Raw genomic sequence first — 19,981 nt, 5'->3', positions numbered from 1 at the left:
ATTGTAATTAACTCATAATTTTGCCTGGAATATCATTCTACTATGTATTTGTGTAATTAATTCTGTCTAACTACTTATGCTGGCTAATTTTTGCCGCAATTAACCTAACTCCCTATCAGGGATTGAAACCACGATCGGACACAGACAGACTGTGGAGGTGTCGCCGCAATTAACCTAACTCCCTATCAGGGATTGAAACTGCATCACTTGTCGTGCGGGCAATTCCGGCTCTGAGCCGCAATTAACCTAACTCCCTATCAGGGATTGAAACTGTAGACGACACTGCCAGCATTTACCCTAACCCGCCGCAATTAACCTAACTCCCTATCAGGGATTGAAACGTGATTTGGATCGCCGGGAGCATAAGGAATGATTGTGGTGAGCCGCAATTAACCTAACTCCCTATCAGGGATTGAAACGATGTATCAGCAAAATCTTTGTGGCAGATGTTATTGCGCCGCAATTAACCTAACTCCCTATCAGGGATTGAAACATTCCTCTAACCGCTGTAAACGTAACTGGGCTTTGGACTTTTGCCGCAATTAACCTAACTCCCTATCAGGGATTGAAACCCAGAAACAGAAAGACCCAAGCATCCCACAACGATGGACGCCGCAATTAACCTAACTCCCTATCAGGGATTGAAACTCCCCTTGATTTGTTTATAGGTTTACAAGGTTTGCCGCAATTAACCTAACTCCCTATCAGGGATTGAAACTTTAAAATATTAATTCGATCCATAGCCATCTCGCGGCGGCCGCAATTAACCTAACTCCCTATCAGGGATTGAAACAAGACGAACAAGATAAAAACCGTTGACATCCACCCTCGCGCCGCAATTAACCTAACTCCCTATCAAGGATTGAAACTCGATTGATATTCAAAAGGAGGGTGCTACTTCTCGCCGCAATTAACCTAACTCCCTATCAGGGATTGAAACGGAGCATTGTTAGGTTTGGAGGTGGATTTCTTTATTATTGCCGCAATTAACCTAACTCCCTATCAGGGATTGAAACTAAAATTCTATATTTAGCTGTGCTAGAATTATAAAACCGCAATTAACCTTACTCCCTATCAGGGATTGAAACCGGCATCATCACAGCGATCGTCCTGGTGTTTGCGTCAGCCACAATTAACCTTACTCCCTATCAGGGATTGAAACCTTACTCACCGCTAGGGACGAATCAAAGAGCCGAAGCCGCAATTAACCTAACTCCCTATCAGGGATTGAAACTTCAACTGTTCAAGAATTTCAACTTGATTAGTGTCGCGCCGCAATTAACCTAACTCCCTATCAGGGATTGAAACCGAAAATAGAAAAAACAGGGCTAATTCTGCGAGACTTAGCCGGAATTAACTTAAATCCCTATCAGGGATTGAAACATAGCGGGGGTCATTGACCAACTCTATGCAGCGGAATAATCGCTGTTAGATCCCCGACTTCTTAAAAAAGTCAGGGTTCTGCGTGTTCTGTTTTTTGATGGCAATCTACTTAGCTGTTTGCATAACTTTTCAAAATTGAGCTTTCTCGCGAATTCGCCCATTATAATCAACTCTTACCTTTCCATCTTGAGAAACCGTAACAACCGTTTCTACAGTATAGACAGACGTACCGGGTTTGTACCCTTGAAAAGTAAAAGTCCAACTTCCATCGCCATTGTCAACAAACGGGGATTCCTCAGAAGTACCGTGCATAGAAGCTTCAGCTCGATAGTTGCCTAAACCCCCATTAGCAATTTCTGCTGCTTGACGGGCTAAGTTTTTTGCCCGATTGAGTTCGATATTATTGTTAATCACTGTCACGCCGTCGGTCTCAGATTCAGGAACAGGATTAGCATTACTCAAAGTGGGGGAGACTCCAACTGCTAAAGTTGAGAGCGCTACCAAACAAGCAAGGCGGATGTTTAGTTTCATAATACAAACTGATTTATAGTTTGATAAAGTCTACAACACTTGCCCTAAAAAACCCGGTTGAATTTTCAATTTTTAATTTTCACTTGTGAATCGGCTGGCGTTTCCTCACCGTTCAAATAGCGGTAACTCATCCGAGAAATATCCCGAATCAATGTTTGAGCTGGCTTCTCCGTTTCCGGTGAATGCTTCACCATCACCGCCACCAAATAACGCTTACCGTTCGGCAAATCCACCATTCCCGCATCCGCAAGCATTGTTTCAATGTTACCGGTTTTGTGAGCAATAATTGAACCTTCGCCTAAACCTTTCGGCAGCAAAGAAGCGTTTTGAGTTTGGCGCATGATTTGCAAGATACGATCGCGCGATTTCACCGATACCAAATTCCCCCGATCGATCTGGGCTATGATATTAATCAAATCCTGCGGACTGGTAGTATTAGTTCCCTCCAAATCAGGTAAATTATTGCGGAGAACCGTCGCCCTCAAACCCCAACTTGCAAAATGCTGATTCAAAACATCAGCACCTCCCAACAACTCAATCATCATATTTGTTGCCGTATTGTCGCTGACAACAATCATCTTTTGGGCAACTTCCAAAGCCGAATACTTCTTGCCTGGAGTGTCGTCTTGCATCTCCCCAGAACCGCCCACAATGTTTTCGGGCTTCAGCGTCAGCACCTGATCTAACTTCACTTTTCCCTCATCTACTGCTTGGAAAAAAGCTACTAAAATTGGTACTTTAATCGTGCTAGCTGAAGCAAAAGCAGTATCGCCGTTAAAATTTAGGTAGCTTCCAGTATCTAAATCGACTAGAAATACTCCGGCTGTCAAACTAGGATTTTCTGTTGCTAAAACCTGAACTTGCGTTTTCAAAGCGCCTAATTCTTGATTCAGTTGCAGCACTTCTCCGGTCACCGGTGCAGCAGATGCGCTGTCGCTTGCATCTGGGTTTTTTTGCCCTGTGGTGGTTTGTTCTTCTGCTGCTACAGACGATCGGCTCACAGCATTCACCACAGACAGCAGCGTCCCGCAAATCACCGCAATCCCAACTCCCAAAATCAGCAAGCGAGTAGCGTACACCAACGGCGGCACGCTCTGAGGTGCAGAGCGTTTCCCCGGTCTCTGGCTCGCTTGCGGACGCGGTTTCGACACAGGGGCTTTTTTGGCATTTGGGGGTATTACCGTGTCGGGAATGCGCACTGGGGGCGAACTGGCGCGACTTCCACGGGTTGCAGGGGGATCGGCTGTTGGGATCGGGCTGTTGGGATTGCTGGCGATCGAACTGACAGTTTCCCGATTCGGCTCGGGAAAATCGAACATATCGACAGCAGCGAGGCCTTTCTTGCCTGCTTGGCGAGTTTTCGACGGGGGAATTTTGCTGGTTCTGGGTTTTCTCGGGTTAATGGCAGATCTGGGATCGGATAAAAAGTCTTGTGCAGTCAATTCTTCCGAAGGTTCGGGAGAATTGGCTCTAATTCTGCTGCCGCGGCTTGGTTGCGGTGGCAAAGTCGAAGGTTCTGGCGATCGCTCTCGAATTTCTGAATTGCCGTTTTGCGGTTGCGGAGGGCGGCGGCGACCCGAGTTGCCAGACTGACTTGCTTTGTCGGACTTAGGCTGCTTTGAGCCGGAGTTGGGAGAGGATATCGAGGATATCACCGATAATATCGATCCTTTAGGAAACCGCTCTGCCACGTCTTACTCCTTCATCACTACTGTAAAGTTCAAGTTTAAGATTTTTCAGCTTGCCAGCCAATCAATTTTAGATTTTAGATTTTAGATTTTAGATTTACCCCAGACGCTGCTTGGTATCAGCAACCGGGTTTATTGCTCGCAAATTATCCCAAAGCTTAGGCTTTTAGTCAATAAACCCTGTTATGAAGGTGACAAATGGGTGCAGGAAAGTTCTCTGTGAAAAAAATCCTCAATCTCACATCCCCAATTATCAGCATTTCTCCTAGCTATCCGTTGGATTTTCTGGCAACGCCCCATCCAGAGTATCAGAAACTGTCTCTCGCCGGTAAGTTTTGATTGCCCATTCTGTTTGGCGGAGGACGCCCCGCAGCATGGCGACTTCATCAACTGTCGGATAAGCCCTGTTGTACAAACGCCGAAATTTTTCCATCCGGCTTGCTGCTGTGTGCTGCTGCAAATATCCAATTTTGAGTAACAGCGTTTCTAATTGCTGGTAATATCCCTCTAAATTTTCCAAGGGAGCACTGGCGAGGGGAGGAGAGGGATTTTCTGTCTGGCTGGTTGCAAGTTGTTCTTGGTAACAAGTTGATAAATTATCTGTTGCATCGGGTATTGAAGAGGCAGAGCCTCTGGATATGCGTTCCCAGGCTGAGCCTGGGAACGAGGCATCTTCTGGTTCCAGCTTTCCTCTTCCTTCATCCGTCTTCCCTCTTCCTTCTTCCCTCTTCCTTCTTCCTTCTTCCCTCGGACTGACATCCGTTACATCCGTTACAGAATCCGTTGCCGAACTTCCTTCTTCCCTCTTCTTTCTTCCTTCTTCCCCATACAGTTCGTAGCAGCAGATAGCGACTGCTTGGGCGAGATTTAGGGAAGTGTAGGCGTCACTGGAGGGAATGCGTATCAGGCGCTGAGCGCGGTTTAATTCGGCATTGGTCAAGCCGCAGTCTTCTCGACCGAAAATTAAGGCGCTGGGGGCTTCCAGGAGCCAAGGCAAGGCGTCTGCGGGCTGTTCTAGCTGTGTTGGCAACGATCGACTATCGTCTCCTGTAGTCGCGATCGCTCTGACACACCCAACCAAAGCGGCCGGCAAACTATCAACTACTTTGGCAGTTTCCAATATATCGGCGGCGCGAACTGCCATCAGTCGGGCCTCTTCCCCTAAATAATCGCATTGGGGATTTACCAAAATTAATTGGTGCAAACCCATATTTTTCATGACGCGGGCGACAGAACCGACATTCAATGGGCCTGCGGGTTCTACTAAGACTATTCGGATTTTGGCTAATGCCGTTTCGAGCATTTTTATTTGGGGAGGTGTTAGGCAGAAATGGATTGTTTTGTTTGTTTTGATTAAAATTTAATCATTAATGTAATGTCCAAATTAGCATGGCAAAGCAGCGATCGAAATCTGATTTACCGACAAAAATGTGCCCGGTGTGCGATCGACCTTTTACTTGGCGCAAAAAATGGGCGGACTGCTGGGATGAGGTCAAATACTGCTCCGAACGTTGTCGTCGCCGCCGTTTGGCGGCTCAAGATTAAGAATTTAGGGTAATTTGCTCGATCGAGGCTAAGATTGCAAAGGAAAAATTTTAGGTTAAAAAATATGGCATCGCAACAAGTGCAACCAAAGCTCGTTATTCACGGCGGTGCCGGCAGTTCTCTACACAGTAAAGGCGGAATTGAGGCGGTGCGGAAATCGCTTTACGATGTTTTGGAGGAAGTTTATCCGCTGCTAAAAGACGGTGCAAGTGCCGTAGATGCAGTGGTGCGGGGCTGCCAATTGCTGGAAGATGACCCGCGATTCAATGCCGGTACAGGTTCTGTGGTACAGTCGGACGGCCAAATTCGGATGAGTGCGTCGCTGATGGACGGTTTGATGCAGCGTTTCAGCGGGGCGATTAATGTTTCTCGCGTTCAACATCCGATCGAACTTGCTCAATTTTTGCAGAATTCGGACGATCGGGTTCTCTCGGATTTTGGTTCGGCGGAATTGCTGCGAGAACTTCAATTGCCGATTTACGATCCGATGACGGATTTGCGCTTGCACGAGTGGATGCAGGAACGCCAAGGCAATTTTAGCAAAGCAATGGCTGACGTGGTAGCGGAACCCGCGGGTATGGGTACGATCGGAGTTGTAGCTTTGGATGTTCACGGACGCTTGGCTGCTGGGACTTCGACTGGTGGCAAGGGTTTTGAGCGCATCGGGCGGGTTAGCGACTCGGCGATGCCGGCAGGAAATTACGCGACTGGAAATGCGGCGGTAAGCTGTACGGGGATTGGCGAGCACATTATGGACGAGTGTTTGGCCCCGCGAATTGTGATTCGGGTAACGGACGGTTTGAGTTTGAAAGCTGCTTTTGAGCGTTCTTTTGCTGAAGCTGACGATCGTCAACGGGATTTTGGCGCAATTGGAATTGATGCTAGCGGTGCGATCGCTTTCGGCAAAACTAGCGAGGTGATTTTGGGTGCTTTTCACAACGGTCTGGAAATGGGCGATACTTTGGAAATGAGCAAGGGAACGCTGATTTTTATTGCTTAAAAAGGGTTCTGGATCGGAATCACCGATCCAGGACCCTTTGGAAAAGTCGGGGATGTCGATCGGCGTTAGTTTTACTCATTCCGAAAAGCAGTGGGCAAGGAGACTGGAAAGACCAGCTATATTGAACCGTTTAACAACACATGGAGACAACGAGTCTCGCCCTTGGCGAGCAAAATATTGTCATTTTCTCGCTCGTTGGAAAACCACATTGGTGGGATTGGGGATTTTATCGATCGTGACAACGCATCGTTACGGACTTCTGCTGCTGCTGCCTAAAAACCTCGACTTTTCTGCATTTTTTACGAAATACCACTACTAAATGTACCTCTTTGATAAGACTTTTGGCAAAATGACCATTAAACGATTATGGGGTTTGTCGCTTAATGATGTTACCGAATGCTCAACTCGCGAGATTCGTGCGGTAGAATTAGACGAAATAGCAGATAGCGAGGGAAATCGTAGCTCCTATGTTGATTTGTTGATGTTGGGGGCGATCGCATATGTTTAAGAAGCCATTCACTAACAGAACAATACAAAATGGCTGACTTGCTTCGCAGCTATATCTCTACCCGCGATCGTCGCACGCTTAGCAATATGTTTGCCGTGCAAGTCCGTGAACCGTAGCTATCCCGTAGGGAATCACCCAAATCAATAACTAACGGTAATTAGGTAGGCACAAATAAATTTTACAATGTAACAGAATGTAAACCTAGTTTCACCTTTGCTATTACTTTCCTTCGGCTCGCGAAAGCTAATGTTTGACTCGCAATAACATAATTAATAAATTTTTAATATTCATCTACTTTAAATCACGGAAAGCTATCTCAAACCCAGCCGCAAGTAAACCCGCGACATTTGTTGTTCCCGAGACATTTTAGTGCTAATCTATTAGCAACATAAAAGGAATCGTGGCAAAGGACGACTTCAAATAATATATAAGTTAACAATTCGGCGGCTCGGGGTCAGGAAGTCGATCTGTAGCATCATTTTGCGAATCAAAAGGTGAGATAAATGAAAATAATTAAGCAAACAGCAACTGAATTAAGAATTCAGACTCAAAGCATATTTGATTTTTGGCTCCCTAGTTGTTTATTAATGACATTGGGACTGATATCGCTGATTTTTGACTATCATGGAGCAACCCTGAGCTGCCAGCGATTGCAGGCAAAACAAGGAAATTGCCAGATTGTGCGATCGAATTTACTGGGGTCGAACATCAAAGAAATTCAGCTTACTTCTTTGCGGGGAGCTAAAGTTCAAAGATGCGGCTATAAAAGCAGAGTTGTACTTTTGACTTCTGTTGGCAATGTTCCTTTCACTGCTAACTCCACTAACTGGGGGAACCAAGACGCTGTTGCTTCTGACATCAATTTTTTTGTTAAAAATGCAAAGCATCGATTGCTGCGCTTAAGCCAAGACGATCGCTGGTTGGGATGGACAGGAGGCATATTTTTGCTCGCAGCACTCGCAGCGATCGTGTTGAGAAAGAATGAAACCTACAGCTTCGATGGAACTTTAAACACCTTGACTGTTAAACAGCGGGGTTTGTTGGCACGTAAAGTAATTCAATACTCTCTGTGCGAGATTTATGCCGTGGAAGTCGATCGAACAAAAGATCTGGATCATGACATTTGGTACGAAGTCAGACTGTTAGCTGGTGGAGGCTCTCGCATCTCCCTACCCCGCACGATGAACCCATACCAGCAAGCAAAAATCGCTAAAGCGATTAACAACTATCTGCACCAGCAAAATAACCAAAAATAGCCGATCGCGATCGACCCGATTTCTCAAGGTTGCGGACTTACGCAGAAACCGGGTTTTCCACCATAGTCTCTGGTATAGCGCCATCGCTCCTGTTATAAAAACCCGGTTTCTTTGGTATCGACAGCGCAAGTCCCGATCCGGGGGGAAACTTATTGTAGAAAAAGCGAACAATTGTTCACTTTTTTGGTTCTTTCAACTTCCAACCTGGTTTGACAACTTGCCGAGAACGGGCAATTACTAAACAGTCATTCGGCACATCTTCCGTCACCACAGAACCCGCCGCTACAGTAACATCTTGCCCCAAAGTTATCGGTGCAACAAGCACGCTGTTGGAACCTATTTTAGTTTGATTACCTATTTGAGTTTTGTGCTTGTTTTTTCCATCATAATTTGCCGTAATTGTCCCAGCACCAATGTTGACTTTTTCTCCCAAAGTTGCGTCGCCTAAATAAGACAAGTGAGCGACATTACTTCGATCGCCGATTTGAGTATTTTTCAATTCTACAAAATTGCCGACGCGGCAGTTCGCCCCTATTTCCGCGTGTCCCCGCAAGTGTGCGTAAGGGCCAATTCGCGAATTTTCCGCCACAATACTGTCAGAAACCACCGAATAAAGCACAGTCACATTTTCCCCAATTTGACTGTTTTCGATCAAACTGCCGGGACCGATGCGACTCCCAGAAGCGATGGAAGTTTTTCCCCGCAAGTGAGTTTGCGGTTCAATTACCACATCCGGCTGCAACTCTACAGTATCGTCGATCGTAATGCTGTTGGGATCGAGCAGGGTCACTCCCGCCGTCATCCACTTGTCCTTTACCCGCGTTTGCAAAATATCGCAAGCTGTGGCTAAATGTTTGCGATCGTTAATTCCCAATATTTCTTGATAATCTTCGACATCCACCGCCATCACCGGACTGAGGAAATTTACCGTATCAGTTAGGTAATATTCTTTTTGGTCATTGTCTGCCTTCAATTCTGGCAAAATTTTCTCTAGATCCGGCCAGTGAAAGCAATAAACACCTGCATTAATTCGGTGGTTTTGCTTTTGATCTTGTGTGCAGTCGCGGTCTTCGATAATTTGCTCGACTAAGTTTTGACTGTCGGTAAATACTCGCCCGTACCCTTGAGGATTCGGCAGATTAGCTGTCAATAAAGTAGCAGAATTTTGGTGCTGTTTGTGAACAGCAATCAATTGTTTGATTGTTTCTGCCCTCAGCAAAGGTACATCCCCATTTAAAACCAGCAAATCTCCTTGAAATCCCTCTAAGTGAGGCAGCAATTGTTGGATGGCGTGACCTGTTCCCAATTGTTCGGTTTGTTCGACAAATTCTAAGGGAGGAAGTTGAGGATTCTCCGGTATTTCTTTACCACCTATCAAAGCTTCTTTCACGAGTTCGGCTCGATAACCGACGATGACAATTCGCCGGGAAATTTGAATTTCTTGACAACTTTGGAGGACTCGCTCAACTAGCGTTCGACCGCCCAATTCGTGTAGAACTTTGGGCAAGTCTGATTTCATGCGCGTGCCGCGTCCAGCAGCTAAAATTGCTATTGCTACCATTGTGCGATCGACTTTTTTGCTATAAAAACTTGAATATTGACTAACTGATGATATCACTCGCTGTCCGTCGATGGCACTGCGATCGCACAATTTTTTAATCTCAAATCTCGAATCCGCGCGATCGAGGCTTTTTCTAGACGGATGTCGGTTTTAGGGGCGATGCTTGCGGTTCGACTTAACGCCGTTGCGCTATCTGGAGTTGCGCCGCCGGTATCAATTACCAGGTTAAAGCAGCGGTATTTGGCTGCCGGGCGGGAGGACTGAAGCCCTGACTACAAACCTGAGTTCGTTTCCTAGTAAAGAATACAAGTCTTTTCCGAAGGGATGGGAGGGGGAGCGAAAGTGATAATTTCCATCTTTGGGCTGGGATTTGCCGCGATACATTATACTATTTGTTGAATTTCAGTTAGGGTGTTTTCAACTTTAAAAAAACTATTTCTGACTTTTTCATTCCTTCTGCCTTCTACCTTCTGCATTATCAGGTGTCCAGCTATGACAGAGCTTAATTTTCAGGAACTTGCCAAGCAGGGAAATCTCGCCACTGCGATCGCATCTTGGCTCAACAGCCAGTTGCAATCTGAAGGCATAACAGCCTCCGCGAATCTCGACGGCGACTGTTTGGATGTAATTCTTGAGGCCGAGCAGGTACCGATAGAAGATACGTTAGTTGATTTTGTCCGCACCGAGCTGACGAATTTGCAGCCGGATTCGATTCGCAAAGTGAAGGTTGAGGGCCGAGAAAGCGGTCAGATAGCTGCTGCTTGGAGTCAAGAGTTTAGTTTGGAAAACAGCAACTTTGAAGGACACAGCTTTGGGGAAGAATCGGCGCCAAATACTGGGGTTGCTAATATAGAGGATCGCATAGAGATGGAAAGCAATATTGAGGAAGAGAAACCGCCGGAACTTGCTGCATTTGAGAATCGGCTGCGATCGACTTTCATTGTAGTTGGGCTGGTGACGGGTATGTTGGCGATCGCCGTGGTGGCGTTTGTCGGTAAAATTTTGAACCAGCCTGCTGCAACTGCGGGGAATAATCTCGATGAAACAGCAGATTTAGCAACTGCACCAGATACTTTTCGAGAAGCCGTTAACAGCGCACTCCAAGCAGCAGAATTGGGGCGATCGGCAAAAACCAAGGAAGATTGGACGACAGTTACAGATCGCTGGCAAGAAGCGGTTTCATTAATGAGAAGAGTACCGGTATCTAGCCCCAACCATCAACTAGCTCAAGCAAAAGTGATCGAGTATCAGAAATATCTGCTTTACGCTCAAGAAGCAGCAGTAAATCCCCCTCCGCCAACTCCAACTCCGGCACCAGCCGAAAAAGCACCTTCGGATAAAGCAACTCCTAAAAAAACAAATTCGCAAAAAGAAACTTCGGATAAAGCAACTCCTAAAAAATCAAATTCAGAAAAAAGAGCTTCCGAGAAAGCAACTTCTAAGAAATCTCCTCCCGATCAAGCAGAACCCGAGAAAAAAGCTCCTTCCCGATAGATGTTAAAACAGAGATTTGAAGAATTATGACTGACAACACTTTAATCGTTTCTCCTGAATGGTTAGCCACCAATACCGACAATCCGCAAGTTGTAATTATTGACTGTCGGTTTGCCCTCGCCGACCCTGAATTGGGACAAAAACAATACCAAGAAAGTCACCTTCCCGGAGCTTTCTATTTAGATTTAAACCGCGATCTCGCGAGTTCAGTTGGCAAACACGGCGGCAGACATCCGCTGCCAAATATTGAAGAGTTAGCTGATAAATTGAGCGCGATCGGCATTAATTCAGCAGAAACTTTAGTCGTCGCTTATGACGATTCGCGGCTGGCTTTTGCGGCTCGTTTGTGGTGGCTGCTGCGATATATGGGACACAGCAAAGTCGCTTTGTTAGACGGCGGCTTCAGCGCCTGGAAAGCGGCGGGCTATCCGGTAACAAATATTTTGCCAGAACCCCGCGAGGGTAACTTTGTTGCCCACTTGCAGCAGGATTTGGCGGTAGATATTGAGGCGGTAAAAGAGCGTAAAGACTTGCCGGGAAAGGTTTTGGTTGATTCGCGAGAAAGCGAGAGATATGAAGGTTTGCGGGAGCCGATCGACCCCATTGCAGGTCACATTCCGGGTGCGGTTAACTATCCTTGGCAAGGGGTGACGGATGAAACTGGAAAAGTGCGATCGACCTCCGAACAAAAACAGCGCTGGACGGAATTAGAAAAAGCGGAAGAAATTATCGTTTATTGCGGTTCCGGGGTGACGGCTTGCGTTAATTTACTGTCTTTAGAAATTGCTGGGATTCCCGATGCTAAACTTTATGTCGGTAGCTGGAGCGACTGGTGCTCTTATACCAATTCTGAAAATTAGCATCTGTAGGGACACGGCATTGCCGTGTCCCTACTTTTAATAATTGGTATAAGATTGATGATTGTAGGAAATCAAAGAATACCCTAAAAATCAAAATAAATATAAGGCAAACCGCCTTCGGGAGCCAACACCCAAACCGCATACAAACAAAGCGGTACTAACACCAATTTCATCGGCCAATTTAACTCCAATTTCAAACCCCGACTCAACGCATAATTCCCCAACATCGCCACAGCCAAAGCCGCCAACATCCAAGTTAAATGCACTCTTTCCAAACCCAAAGCTTCCACATAAACTTTATCTGCAAACTGCACGTCGGCAGTGTGTCCCCACAAATGCGAAATCGCCCATCCAGAATCCTTTAAGTCGGGAAGGCGGAAAAATATCCAACTACCAAAAACCATCGCCTGAGTCAACAGCCAACCGATCGCAATCCCGATCGGATTTTCCCACAAAAACTCCAGTCGCAACCGCTTAAACAGCACATCAGTCAGCCGGTGAACCGCCAAAGCCAAACCGTGCAAACCTCCCCACACAATAAATCCCCAAGCCGCCCCGTGCCAAATTCCCGCAATTAACATGACGAGGGACAAATTCAGACAAGTGCGCCACAAACCGACTCGGGAACCCCCCAAAGGAAAATACAAATAATTGCGCAACCAATCCCCTAAAGTCATGTGCCAGCGCCGCCAAAAATCGGCTATGCTGGCACTAAAATAAGGGAAATCAAAATTGGGTGGCAAATACCAACCCAGCAGCAAAGCTGTACCGCGCGCCATGTCAACATAGCCGCTAAAATCGAGATAAAGTTGCAGCCCGTAAGCAAAAATCGCCAGCCACAAATCCTCGCTACCCGCCCGCTGCAAATTGGTAAAACTTAAATCGACATAAATTCCCAAGTTATCTGCGAAAAGACCTTTTTTTACTGCACCGAAGGCGATCGTCCAAAGCGCCTCAGAAAGGCGATCGGGCGTCGGAAATTTCTGGGTTTTCAGTTGATTGATCAAGTTGTGATACCGAGTAATCGGGCCGGAAATCAGTTTCGCAAAAAACAACTTGTAAGCAGCAAAGTGCAGCAGGGAAGTAGCAGCCGGTGCGCCTCGGTACACGTCAATCAAATAAGCAATGCACTCAAAACAAAAGAAACTCAATCCCAGGGGTGCGATGACGTGACTTTTCACCCAGTCAGCACCGTCGAGAGCAAAAGGCCAATTTAACAAAGTGCCGATCGAACTCAATAAAAAAGGCACATACTTAAAGCCCAGAAGCAGCAAAACATTCAGGCAAATTCCTATCCACAGCAGCCACAAACGGCGGCGGTTCCAAGATTCATTAGCAATGCGCCAATCCAGAGGTTCTCCAATCGCCATCGCCAAGCAGTAATTAAACAGAATGCCGACTAACAGCAGAGGAATATACCAAATTTGCAGCGAAGCGTAAAAAATCAGACTACCAACCAGCATGATGAACAGCCGCCCCCACCGTACCGGAACCAACCAGTAAGCCGCAAATAAAACTAGCAGAAACAGGGCATATTGAAGGGAGATGAAAGTCATAGCATTTTAGATTTTAGATTTTAGATTTTAGATTTGGGAATGGCTTACTCTGTAGGGGTTTGGATCTTGCTTAGAGTTGCATTATTTTTTTAAACAGGTGTCATTTTTCACTAATAAATAAGCTCGGATATTCGATCGAGATATGGCCCCGTACCCAATGCGTGTCAACAATCGGGCTAAAACCCTCTGTATCTCTCATTTTTACCCCATCCTGGATACCCCTCGCCTCCGCATTAAAAACGGGGATTTTGAAAGTCCTTCCAGTTCAACCCTTAAGAAGGGGATCTCGGTACTCGCTCAACTAGCGATATTTATCCTGGATTTTAGCGGCTGACACAAAAAAAGGCACTGCCTAAGTCCCTACTATATTGTCGGCAACTGAGAACTGCTATATTTTACAGCACCAACGTTAAATGCTGTTGCAATTTAAATAAATATTGCCGGCTGTCAAACACTACCAATTTTTAAAAGTCTTGCTACAATCCTTTATCTTATACTAATTATTAATTTTCGCAGATACCCGTAAGGACTTAGGCTTTGCCTAAGTCCTTACAGATGCTCGCATACATCATACAATCTATATATATGCAGCAGTAATTTTCAGAATTATTATAAATTAACTCCTGCCTTCATGGGAGCGGATTTAATTGGAGCGCTCGCCTGCGGGCGGGAAGTATTCGTTTTAGAAAGCACCGCAACTGTATCGGCAGACAAATTCTCCTATTCCCAAATTTCTCAATGTTTTGAAGTCATCACGATAGCAGGTATTTGACAAGTAGCCCGATCGCATTTCAACTCTTCCAAAACCTCAAATCCAGTCACATCAGGCATCATAATGTCGATTAAAATTGCGATCGGTTCCTCAAAAAGCAACCGATCGCAATTTTTCAGCACCGTTGGCGGCCTCGATCGCTGTACAATGAATTTGTGGCCGCAAGTTTTTCAGCAAATACCGAAATACTATCTTCATCCTCCACAATCAAAACTTTTGCTGCTGAATCCGGCGCTGGCGATCGAGAATCTGCAATCGCCAGCGGTATTTCATCCCCCTTACCAGCCGACATTTCCCAAGAGTTTTCTTCATCTCCAGCATAGACGATCGGCAGTTTGACCAAAAAAGTCGAACCCACTCCCGGCGAACTGGTGATTTCAATACTTCCTCCCAGAAATTCTGCCAGTTTTTTGCACAGAGACAATCCCAATCCGGTGCCTTTGACGCGCTTCTGTAAAGGATTTTCGAGTTGGACAAATTCTTCAAAAATCCGCGTTCGATCGGCTGGGGAAATGCCTATCCCCGTATCTGTTACGGAAAAAATAATTGTTCCCCCGTCTCCTATTTCTGCAGCAACTTGAACTTCGCCTGCTTCGGTAAATTTGAGGGCGTTAGAAATCAGATTGCGCAAAATCTGAGAAACTTTTCCCTCGTCTGTGGTGAGGGTTGGAAGTTCGAGAGGATCTTCAAAAATCAGAGCAACATCCGAGTTTTGGGGCAGCAGAGGGCGCATCATGCCCCGCAGGGCGCTGAACAAATCTTCGACTTCAAAATCAGCCACGCGAACAGTTAGTTTTCCGGCTTCCACTTTGGCTAAATCTAACGAGTCGTTGACAAGTTCTGCGAGAGACTGGGCGGATTTGTAAATGTAATTTACTTGCTTGTCCTGTTCGGCTGAAAGTTCTCCGTCGAGGCGATGTAACAATATTTCGGAAAGGCTCATAATTGCCGTTAGCGGAGTGCGAAACTCGTGGCTCATATCGGAGAGAAAGCTGGTTTTGAGTTCGCTGGCGCGCCGGAGAGATTCGGCTTTGTCGTTCAATTCGGCGTAAAGTGCGAGGACTCCGCGATTGGTATCTTCTAGTTGTTGATTTAATTGTACGAGTTCTTCTTGACGCTGGCGGAGTTCGTCTAAAGTTCGCAGTAATTCTTGATTTTGCTGCTGAATTTCGGCATAGGGATCTTCTGGGATTTGGCGCGCTAGTTTGTCAACTAATTGATTTAGTTCGATCGCACTCAGCGCAGGCATCTGTTTGGAAAACAGCTTAATTAATTGTACACAGGTTCCGCGATCGGGCCCAGAGTCGATTTTCACTTCGTCCATCAACCGTTTCGCTGCTGCTAAACCGAGTCCCGCGCCAGTTTGCGATCGAAAATTGGGGCCCAACACAGTCGCTAAATCCGCAATTCCCGGCCCGGTGTCAGAAATCCGAGTCCGAAAAATTTGGGGCGATTCCCCTTCCACAATGAATTCTACTTTGCCGCCGCCTGCATATTTGAAAGCATTGCGGGCAATTTCGGAAACTGCTGTGGCGATGCGGGTTTGTACTTGGGAATCGAATCCCAGCCCTTTAGCAATTTGGCGAGCTCTTTGGCGTACTTGTACGATGTCTTGTTCAAAGCGGACTTCCGTCGTCAGGATTGGGTAACTCACGCTGCTTCTCTCACCTTGGCTACTATAACTGTCATGTCATCGCGAGTGCGTTTGAAGTCCCGGTAGAGCACGGCTGCGATTAAAGCAGGATGTCTGGAGGCTAAACCCGGGTAGCGGTTTAAATTCCACTGCGCTGCCAAACCGTCGGAGTGCATGATGAGTAGGGACTGCTGCGACCAAGGATAGACAAATTCTGCTACTTTTCGCATCATATGTCCAACTGTGCCGTTGTAGGAAACCATGCTTCGGGTTTGGTTATCTGTGACCACTACACCGCTGATGTTGCCAATTCCGGCAAAACAAATAGTTTGTTGGGTACGATCGATTTGGGCGATCGCCGCAGCCGCTCCTCTGGTATTTTTTAAAGCAGCGTGCGCCTTCTCTAAAATTGCTTTCGGCCCCAGTTTAGCGTTTTCCTCAAATACCCGCACTGCCTCCTGAGACGCTTCCTGGGCCAAATCCCCGTAGCCGAGCCCGTCTGCAACTAAAATCAGGTTTTTGTCAAGGTGATTTTCCGCAGCCCAGGAATCCCCGCAAATTTCCTCTCCTGCTTTGGGCAAGTGGACTACCCCAAATTCCAAGTAATTGCTGTTTTGGGAGGCTTCCCGGCTATTTTGGGTCGGTTCCAGCCGCGCTAATAAGGCTGTCCCCAGTTTCGGTACAGAATGAATATCAAAAAAAGTAGAGAGGCGTTTAATTGCCCCCAGTCCGGTTCCCGGGGTTCCCGCTGTAGAAAAACCGTCCCGCAGACACAGCGCGACATTTGCCATTCCCTGCCCCCGGTCTAGCGCTATTATTTCAATGCTACATCCTGCCGCTGTTTTTAATGTGCGCAGCAAAAGTTCTCCTTCGCGGCCGTGTTTGACCAGGTTTTTTGCTGCTTCGGTAATAACAATTGCCACTTTACCGCGATCGGTCTCGTTAAATTCTAGTTCGGCCGCGAGGGCGACTGCGATTCGCCGCGCTTCTCCAACTTGACTTTCTTCTGTTACGGGCAGGGCTATCGCATCTCTCATTATTTTGTAGTTCCCATCTTAAGCTGGCGCGCATTGAAAAACGAAAAATTCAGCAGTCGTTAGTGACCTCACAAACCCGGTTTCTTCCTAGGTTTCTCCTCACCAAACGCAAAAATCGCAGAACAGAAACCTGATTTCTAGGCCCCCATGCGTCAGTATTCAGCAGTCATTAGCGACCTTACGAACCCAGTTTCTTCCTAGATTTCTCCTCACCAAACGCAAAACTTGTAGAAACCGGGCTTCTAGCCCAATCTCCCCCTCTCTCCCCCAATCTTCCTCACCGCCAGCGGACGATCACAATTTTAGTCCCCTTACCCACTTTGGAAACAATCTCAAATTCGTGCATCAACCGCTTAGAACCACTGAGCCCCAAACCCAAACCCTGATTAGAAGTATAACCGTCAGTCATTGCCAATTCTAGGTCTGGAATTCCCGGGCCCTTGTCTTCAAATGTCAGCCGCAGCCCTTTGCGGGTACCTAATTGGAGCGTTTCGAGAGTTACAGTTCCCCCTTTACCGTAGTCTACAGTATTGCGGGCGAGTTCGCTGGCTGCGGTAACGATTTTTGTTTGGTCTACTAAACCGAATCCCATCGCTATAGCCCAAGCTCGCACTTGCTGTCGGACGTGGACTATATCGGATGACGATCGGATTTCTAGTGTCTCACGTTTTGACATGGCGGCTACTGTACCAAAATAGAACTTCTCCACAAAACATAGGACTTACGCTCATCAACTTAGTTTCTCCTTAGAAATCTTAAGTTTGTCAACAATGTATCTACAAACAAACCAGATTTCATTACTGCATATGCCTAAGTCATGGGACAATTTATCGACTGCTTGCGCTTTCTAGTCAGGAGATAAAGCCAAGGATTTTCTCAACAAAATCATGCCCTTTTCAACGCTTAAAGCTGTGCGAACTCCTGTTAGGGAAAGCCCCAACTCAACGAGGGTAATCGCCACCGCTGGCTGCATTCCGACCACAACTGTTTCAGCATCTAAAATTCGCGACATACTAGCGATATTGTTGATGATGCGACCGATAAAAGAATCTACTATTTCTAGGGAAGAGATTTCTATTAAAACACCTTTAACTCCAGTTTTGACGATGCGGTTCGTTAGGTCGTCTTGCAAAGTCATTGCTAAGCGGTCGTGCATATCTACTTGAATTGTTACTAGCAGAAATTCTCCCATTTGTAAAATCGGTATCCGTTCCATAATTTACCTATATTTGAGCTTTGAATTAAAAATTTATGCCCCCACACAATATTTTTTATCTTTCCTCTTGAATATTTTTTATAGTTAAACCTTGGCGCTGCAAAGCGACTTTAAAGGCATCTGCTAAAGTCGCTTTTGTCAGAATATCCTGCAAGTCAACTCCCAAATGAACTATGGTTTGAGCTATTTGCGGGCGAATGCCGCTGATGATGCACTCAGTACCCATTAAACGGGCGGCGGCGACAGTTTTTAATAAATGTTGAGCGACTAAAGTGTCAACAGTCGGCACGCCTGTAATGTCTAAAATCGCAAATTCCGAGCCGGTTTCCATGATTTCCTGCAACAGAGTTTCCATGACTATTTGAGTGCGGGCGCTGTCGAGAGTCCCGATCATGGGTAATGCGAGAATTCCTTGCCAAAGTTTGACTACGGGTGTTGACAATTCGAGCATTTCTTGCTGCTGGCGTTCGATGACTTCTTCGCGAGCTTTGAGAAAGATTTCTGTCACCCACAGGCCTAGCTGGTCTAATAAACTGGTGGAAAGCCAAAGTTGTTCGACAAGGGCGTCGCGGTTTTGGGTCAATTCATGACAAAGCCGATCGAACAATGGCTTTTTGAAGCATAAAATGAAACTCGCTATCTCTGAGGGAGTAAAGCCTCTCTGAACGCGCGACCGCGAAACTTCTGCTAGCAGCAGCCGCATATTTTCCCATTCGGGTGTCTGGATGTCGCTCAAGTTACCGTGCCCCACTGCAATGTGGAGCAATTGCAGGAACTCTTGACACTCGGAGCGCAATTCTTTGGCTCTCATCAAGTCGTCCCGCCGCAGGCCGGTATTTTGCAGTTCTTTAAGCCAGTCTGCTAGTAGCTCTGATTTGTGTCTTTCTAGGATTTCCGCGATCGTGTTATTGCTTGTGAGTTCCATTAAAATTATCTCCTGCTTAGCAATTGGGATGAAGTTGTACGAACGATCGCACTTTAGTATTTCTTGATGGGGCAATTTCTGAGTTTAGCTCATTGTTTGCTGTTTGCGATCGATGGTTAAGTACCTAATTGCAAAATGCGTTTGACGATCGCACTGGTAGAACTCGGAACTTCTATTTTGATTAAGGAAATCTTACCGCCTCCAGCGATAACAGCCGGTGCTTCCGGCAGAGTTTCGAGTTGATAGTCGCCTCCTTTAACGTATATATCCGGCTTCAGGATATTTATCAGTTTAGTTGCTGTAATCTCGGAAAAAATTACTACGGCATCTACTGGTTTGAGGGCTGCCAAAACTTCGGCTCGCTGATTTTCCGGTACGATCGGGCGAGGTGGCAATCCCTGCTCCTGCGGTTTGATAGCTTGCACGCTGGCGTCGCTGTTCAAGCCCACCACGAGCGATCGCCCCAAATTTTTTGCCGCCTGCAAATAGCGGACGTGGCCAGCGTGTAGGATATCGAAGCACCCGTTAGTAAACACCATCGGACGCCAGTTGTCCGGATCGGATGCGATCGATCTTTCAAGTTCTCTCAACCTGTAAACACCAGAAATCATTGCATTCATTACCAGCAAATTTGAACAGCCATCAATTATCATACCCAAAAATGTGCTATTTTTACTTTTCCTATTGAACAATTAATTACTAAAGCTGCCCAAAATTAGTAGTTGGCGATTAGTAATTTGCAATTAGTAATTAGTGACTCTTAAGCAAGAAGGAAGAAGTAAAAATTGCCTTCGGCTTCGCGAGTGGCTAAACATAAGGAAAAAGGAAAAAACACGTACTCGTGTATCTGTGACAGCCGTATCGTGCTGCTGGTAATTGTAGGTTAAAAAGGTTGGGAAACAATTATTTATTCCACCCCTCTCTTATATCAATTAGTATAAGACAGGGGATTTAGTTCCACTGCCTCTCGCAGGCGATCGGGTAGTGGGAGCCCTAGGGGGTGAAACCCTACGAAA

General features: G+C 46.3%; 19 protein-coding genes and 1 CRISPR repeat array. Of the genes, 7 read left to right on the top strand and 12 right to left on the bottom strand.

The window, feature by feature from the left end; translation table 11 throughout:
• Positions 1-92: 92 nt before the first annotated feature.
• A CRISPR array of direct repeats spans positions 93-1,383; the repeat unit is 37 nt; unit sequence GCCGCAATTAACCTAACTCCCTATCAGGGATTGAAAC.
• A 129-nt stretch (positions 1,384-1,512) separates the two neighbouring features.
• From QUA54_RS11875 to QUA54_RS11865, 3 genes are all read right to left on the bottom strand, one after another.
• A complete protein-coding gene (locus tag QUA54_RS11875; RefSeq protein WP_333414794.1) occupies positions 1,513-1,914 on the bottom strand; it encodes a hypothetical protein in 402 nt (133 codons plus the stop codon).
• A 65-nt stretch (positions 1,915-1,979) separates the two neighbouring features.
• Entirely contained in the window at positions 1,980-3,569 is a 1,590-nt protein-coding gene (locus QUA54_RS11870; RefSeq protein ID WP_333414793.1) for a serine hydrolase, read from the bottom strand.
• Between the two features lie 298 nt (positions 3,570-3,867).
• On the bottom strand, positions 3,868-4,905 hold the full coding sequence (locus QUA54_RS11865; RefSeq protein WP_333414792.1) for an RNA methyltransferase: 1,038 nt from the start codon (positions 4,903-4,905) through the stop codon (positions 3,868-3,870).
• Between the two features lie 86 nt (positions 4,906-4,991).
• On the opposite strand from QUA54_RS11865, the gene QUA54_RS11860 reads away from it, so the two are divergent.
• The 5 genes from QUA54_RS11860 (at position 4,992) to QUA54_RS11840 (ending at position 7,911) form a co-directional block, all read left to right on the top strand.
• Positions 4,992-5,147 carry a DUF2256 domain-containing protein gene (locus QUA54_RS11860; protein ID WP_006631540.1) on the top strand — a complete coding sequence of 52 codons (156 nt, stop codon included), beginning with the start codon at positions 4,992-4,994 and terminating at the stop codon, positions 5,145-5,147.
• 64 nt (positions 5,148-5,211) lie between these two features.
• Positions 5,212-6,147: an isoaspartyl peptidase/L-asparaginase gene (locus QUA54_RS11855; RefSeq protein WP_333186794.1), complete on the top strand. Its 936-nt coding sequence runs from the start codon at positions 5,212-5,214 to the stop codon at positions 6,145-6,147.
• A gap of 52 nt (positions 6,148-6,199) precedes the next feature.
• Complete coding sequence (locus tag QUA54_RS11850) at positions 6,200-6,466, top strand: hypothetical protein (protein WP_445301547.1); 267 nt, start codon at positions 6,200-6,202, stop codon at positions 6,464-6,466.
• A gap of 30 nt (positions 6,467-6,496) precedes the next feature.
• Entirely contained in the window at positions 6,497-6,655 is a 159-nt protein-coding gene (locus QUA54_RS11845) for a hypothetical protein (RefSeq protein ID WP_333414790.1), read from the top strand.
• 503 nt (positions 6,656-7,158) lie between these two features.
• Positions 7,159-7,911: a hypothetical protein gene (locus tag QUA54_RS11840; protein WP_333414789.1), complete on the top strand. Its 753-nt coding sequence runs from the start codon at positions 7,159-7,161 to the stop codon at positions 7,909-7,911.
• A 175-nt stretch (positions 7,912-8,086) separates the two neighbouring features.
• On the opposite strand, the gene glmU is transcribed toward QUA54_RS11840, so the two are convergent.
• The gene (gene glmU / locus QUA54_RS11835) at positions 8,087-9,472 is read right to left on the bottom strand and encodes a bifunctional UDP-N-acetylglucosamine diphosphorylase/glucosamine-1-phosphate N-acetyltransferase GlmU (protein ID WP_333414796.1); all 1,386 of its coding nucleotides are present in this window, start codon (positions 9,470-9,472) and stop codon (positions 8,087-8,089) included.
• Between the two features lie 492 nt (positions 9,473-9,964).
• On the opposite strand from glmU, the gene QUA54_RS11830 reads away from it, so the two are divergent.
• Positions 9,965-10,966: a hypothetical protein gene (locus QUA54_RS11830; RefSeq protein WP_333414788.1), complete on the top strand. Its 1,002-nt coding sequence runs from the start codon at positions 9,965-9,967 to the stop codon at positions 10,964-10,966.
• A gap of 26 nt (positions 10,967-10,992) precedes the next feature.
• Complete coding sequence (locus tag QUA54_RS11825) at positions 10,993-11,826, top strand: sulfurtransferase (protein WP_333414787.1); 834 nt, start codon at positions 10,993-10,995, stop codon at positions 11,824-11,826.
• An 83-nt stretch (positions 11,827-11,909) separates the two neighbouring features.
• Here QUA54_RS11825 and QUA54_RS11820 read toward each other — a convergent pair whose 3' ends face one another.
• The 8 genes from QUA54_RS11820 to rfaE2 all read right to left on the bottom strand — a co-directional run bounded on the left by QUA54_RS11820 (position 11,910) and on the right by rfaE2 (position 19,576).
• Positions 11,910-13,382, bottom strand: a complete 1,473-nt coding sequence (locus QUA54_RS11820) for an MBOAT family protein (RefSeq protein ID WP_333414786.1) — start codon at positions 13,380-13,382, stop codon at positions 11,910-11,912.
• Positions 13,383-14,117: 735 nt separating this feature from the next.
• The gene (locus QUA54_RS11815) at positions 14,118-14,276 is read right to left on the bottom strand and encodes a hypothetical protein (protein WP_333414785.1); all 159 of its coding nucleotides are present in this window, start codon (positions 14,274-14,276) and stop codon (positions 14,118-14,120) included.
• Complete coding sequence (locus tag QUA54_RS11810; RefSeq protein WP_333186814.1) at positions 14,270-15,808, bottom strand: ATP-binding protein; 1,539 nt, start codon at positions 15,806-15,808, stop codon at positions 14,270-14,272. Before QUA54_RS11810 ends, QUA54_RS11815 begins: the two co-directional genes overlap by 7 nt.
• Positions 15,805-16,824 (bottom strand): ATP-binding SpoIIE family protein phosphatase, encoded by a 1,020-nt coding sequence (locus tag QUA54_RS11805; RefSeq protein ID WP_333414784.1) that lies wholly within the window; start codon positions 16,822-16,824, stop codon positions 15,805-15,807. The genes QUA54_RS11810 and QUA54_RS11805 overlap by 4 nt, the downstream gene beginning before the upstream one ends.
• A gap of 277 nt (positions 16,825-17,101) precedes the next feature.
• Positions 17,102-17,500: an anti-sigma regulatory factor gene (locus QUA54_RS11800; protein WP_172185305.1), complete on the bottom strand. Its 399-nt coding sequence runs from the start codon at positions 17,498-17,500 to the stop codon at positions 17,102-17,104.
• Positions 17,501-17,671: 171 nt separating this feature from the next.
• On the bottom strand, positions 17,672-18,040 hold the full coding sequence (locus QUA54_RS11795; protein ID WP_333186819.1) for an STAS domain-containing protein: 369 nt from the start codon (positions 18,038-18,040) through the stop codon (positions 17,672-17,674).
• Between the two features lie 55 nt (positions 18,041-18,095).
• On the bottom strand, positions 18,096-18,965 hold the full coding sequence (locus QUA54_RS11790) for an STAS domain-containing protein (protein WP_333196959.1): 870 nt from the start codon (positions 18,963-18,965) through the stop codon (positions 18,096-18,098).
• Between the two features lie 116 nt (positions 18,966-19,081).
• Positions 19,082-19,576 (bottom strand): D-glycero-beta-D-manno-heptose 1-phosphate adenylyltransferase, encoded by a 495-nt coding sequence (gene rfaE2 / locus QUA54_RS11785; protein ID WP_172185341.1) that lies wholly within the window; start codon positions 19,574-19,576, stop codon positions 19,082-19,084.
• Between the last annotated feature and the right edge of the window lie 405 nt (positions 19,577-19,981).

Origin of the sequence: Microcoleus sp. MOSTC5 (genome assembly GCF_036701825.1) — a bacterium.
GTDB lineage: Bacteria > Cyanobacteriota > Cyanobacteriia > Cyanobacteriales > Microcoleaceae > Microcoleus > Microcoleus asticus.
This window is presented reverse-complemented; position numbering and strand designations above follow the sequence as displayed.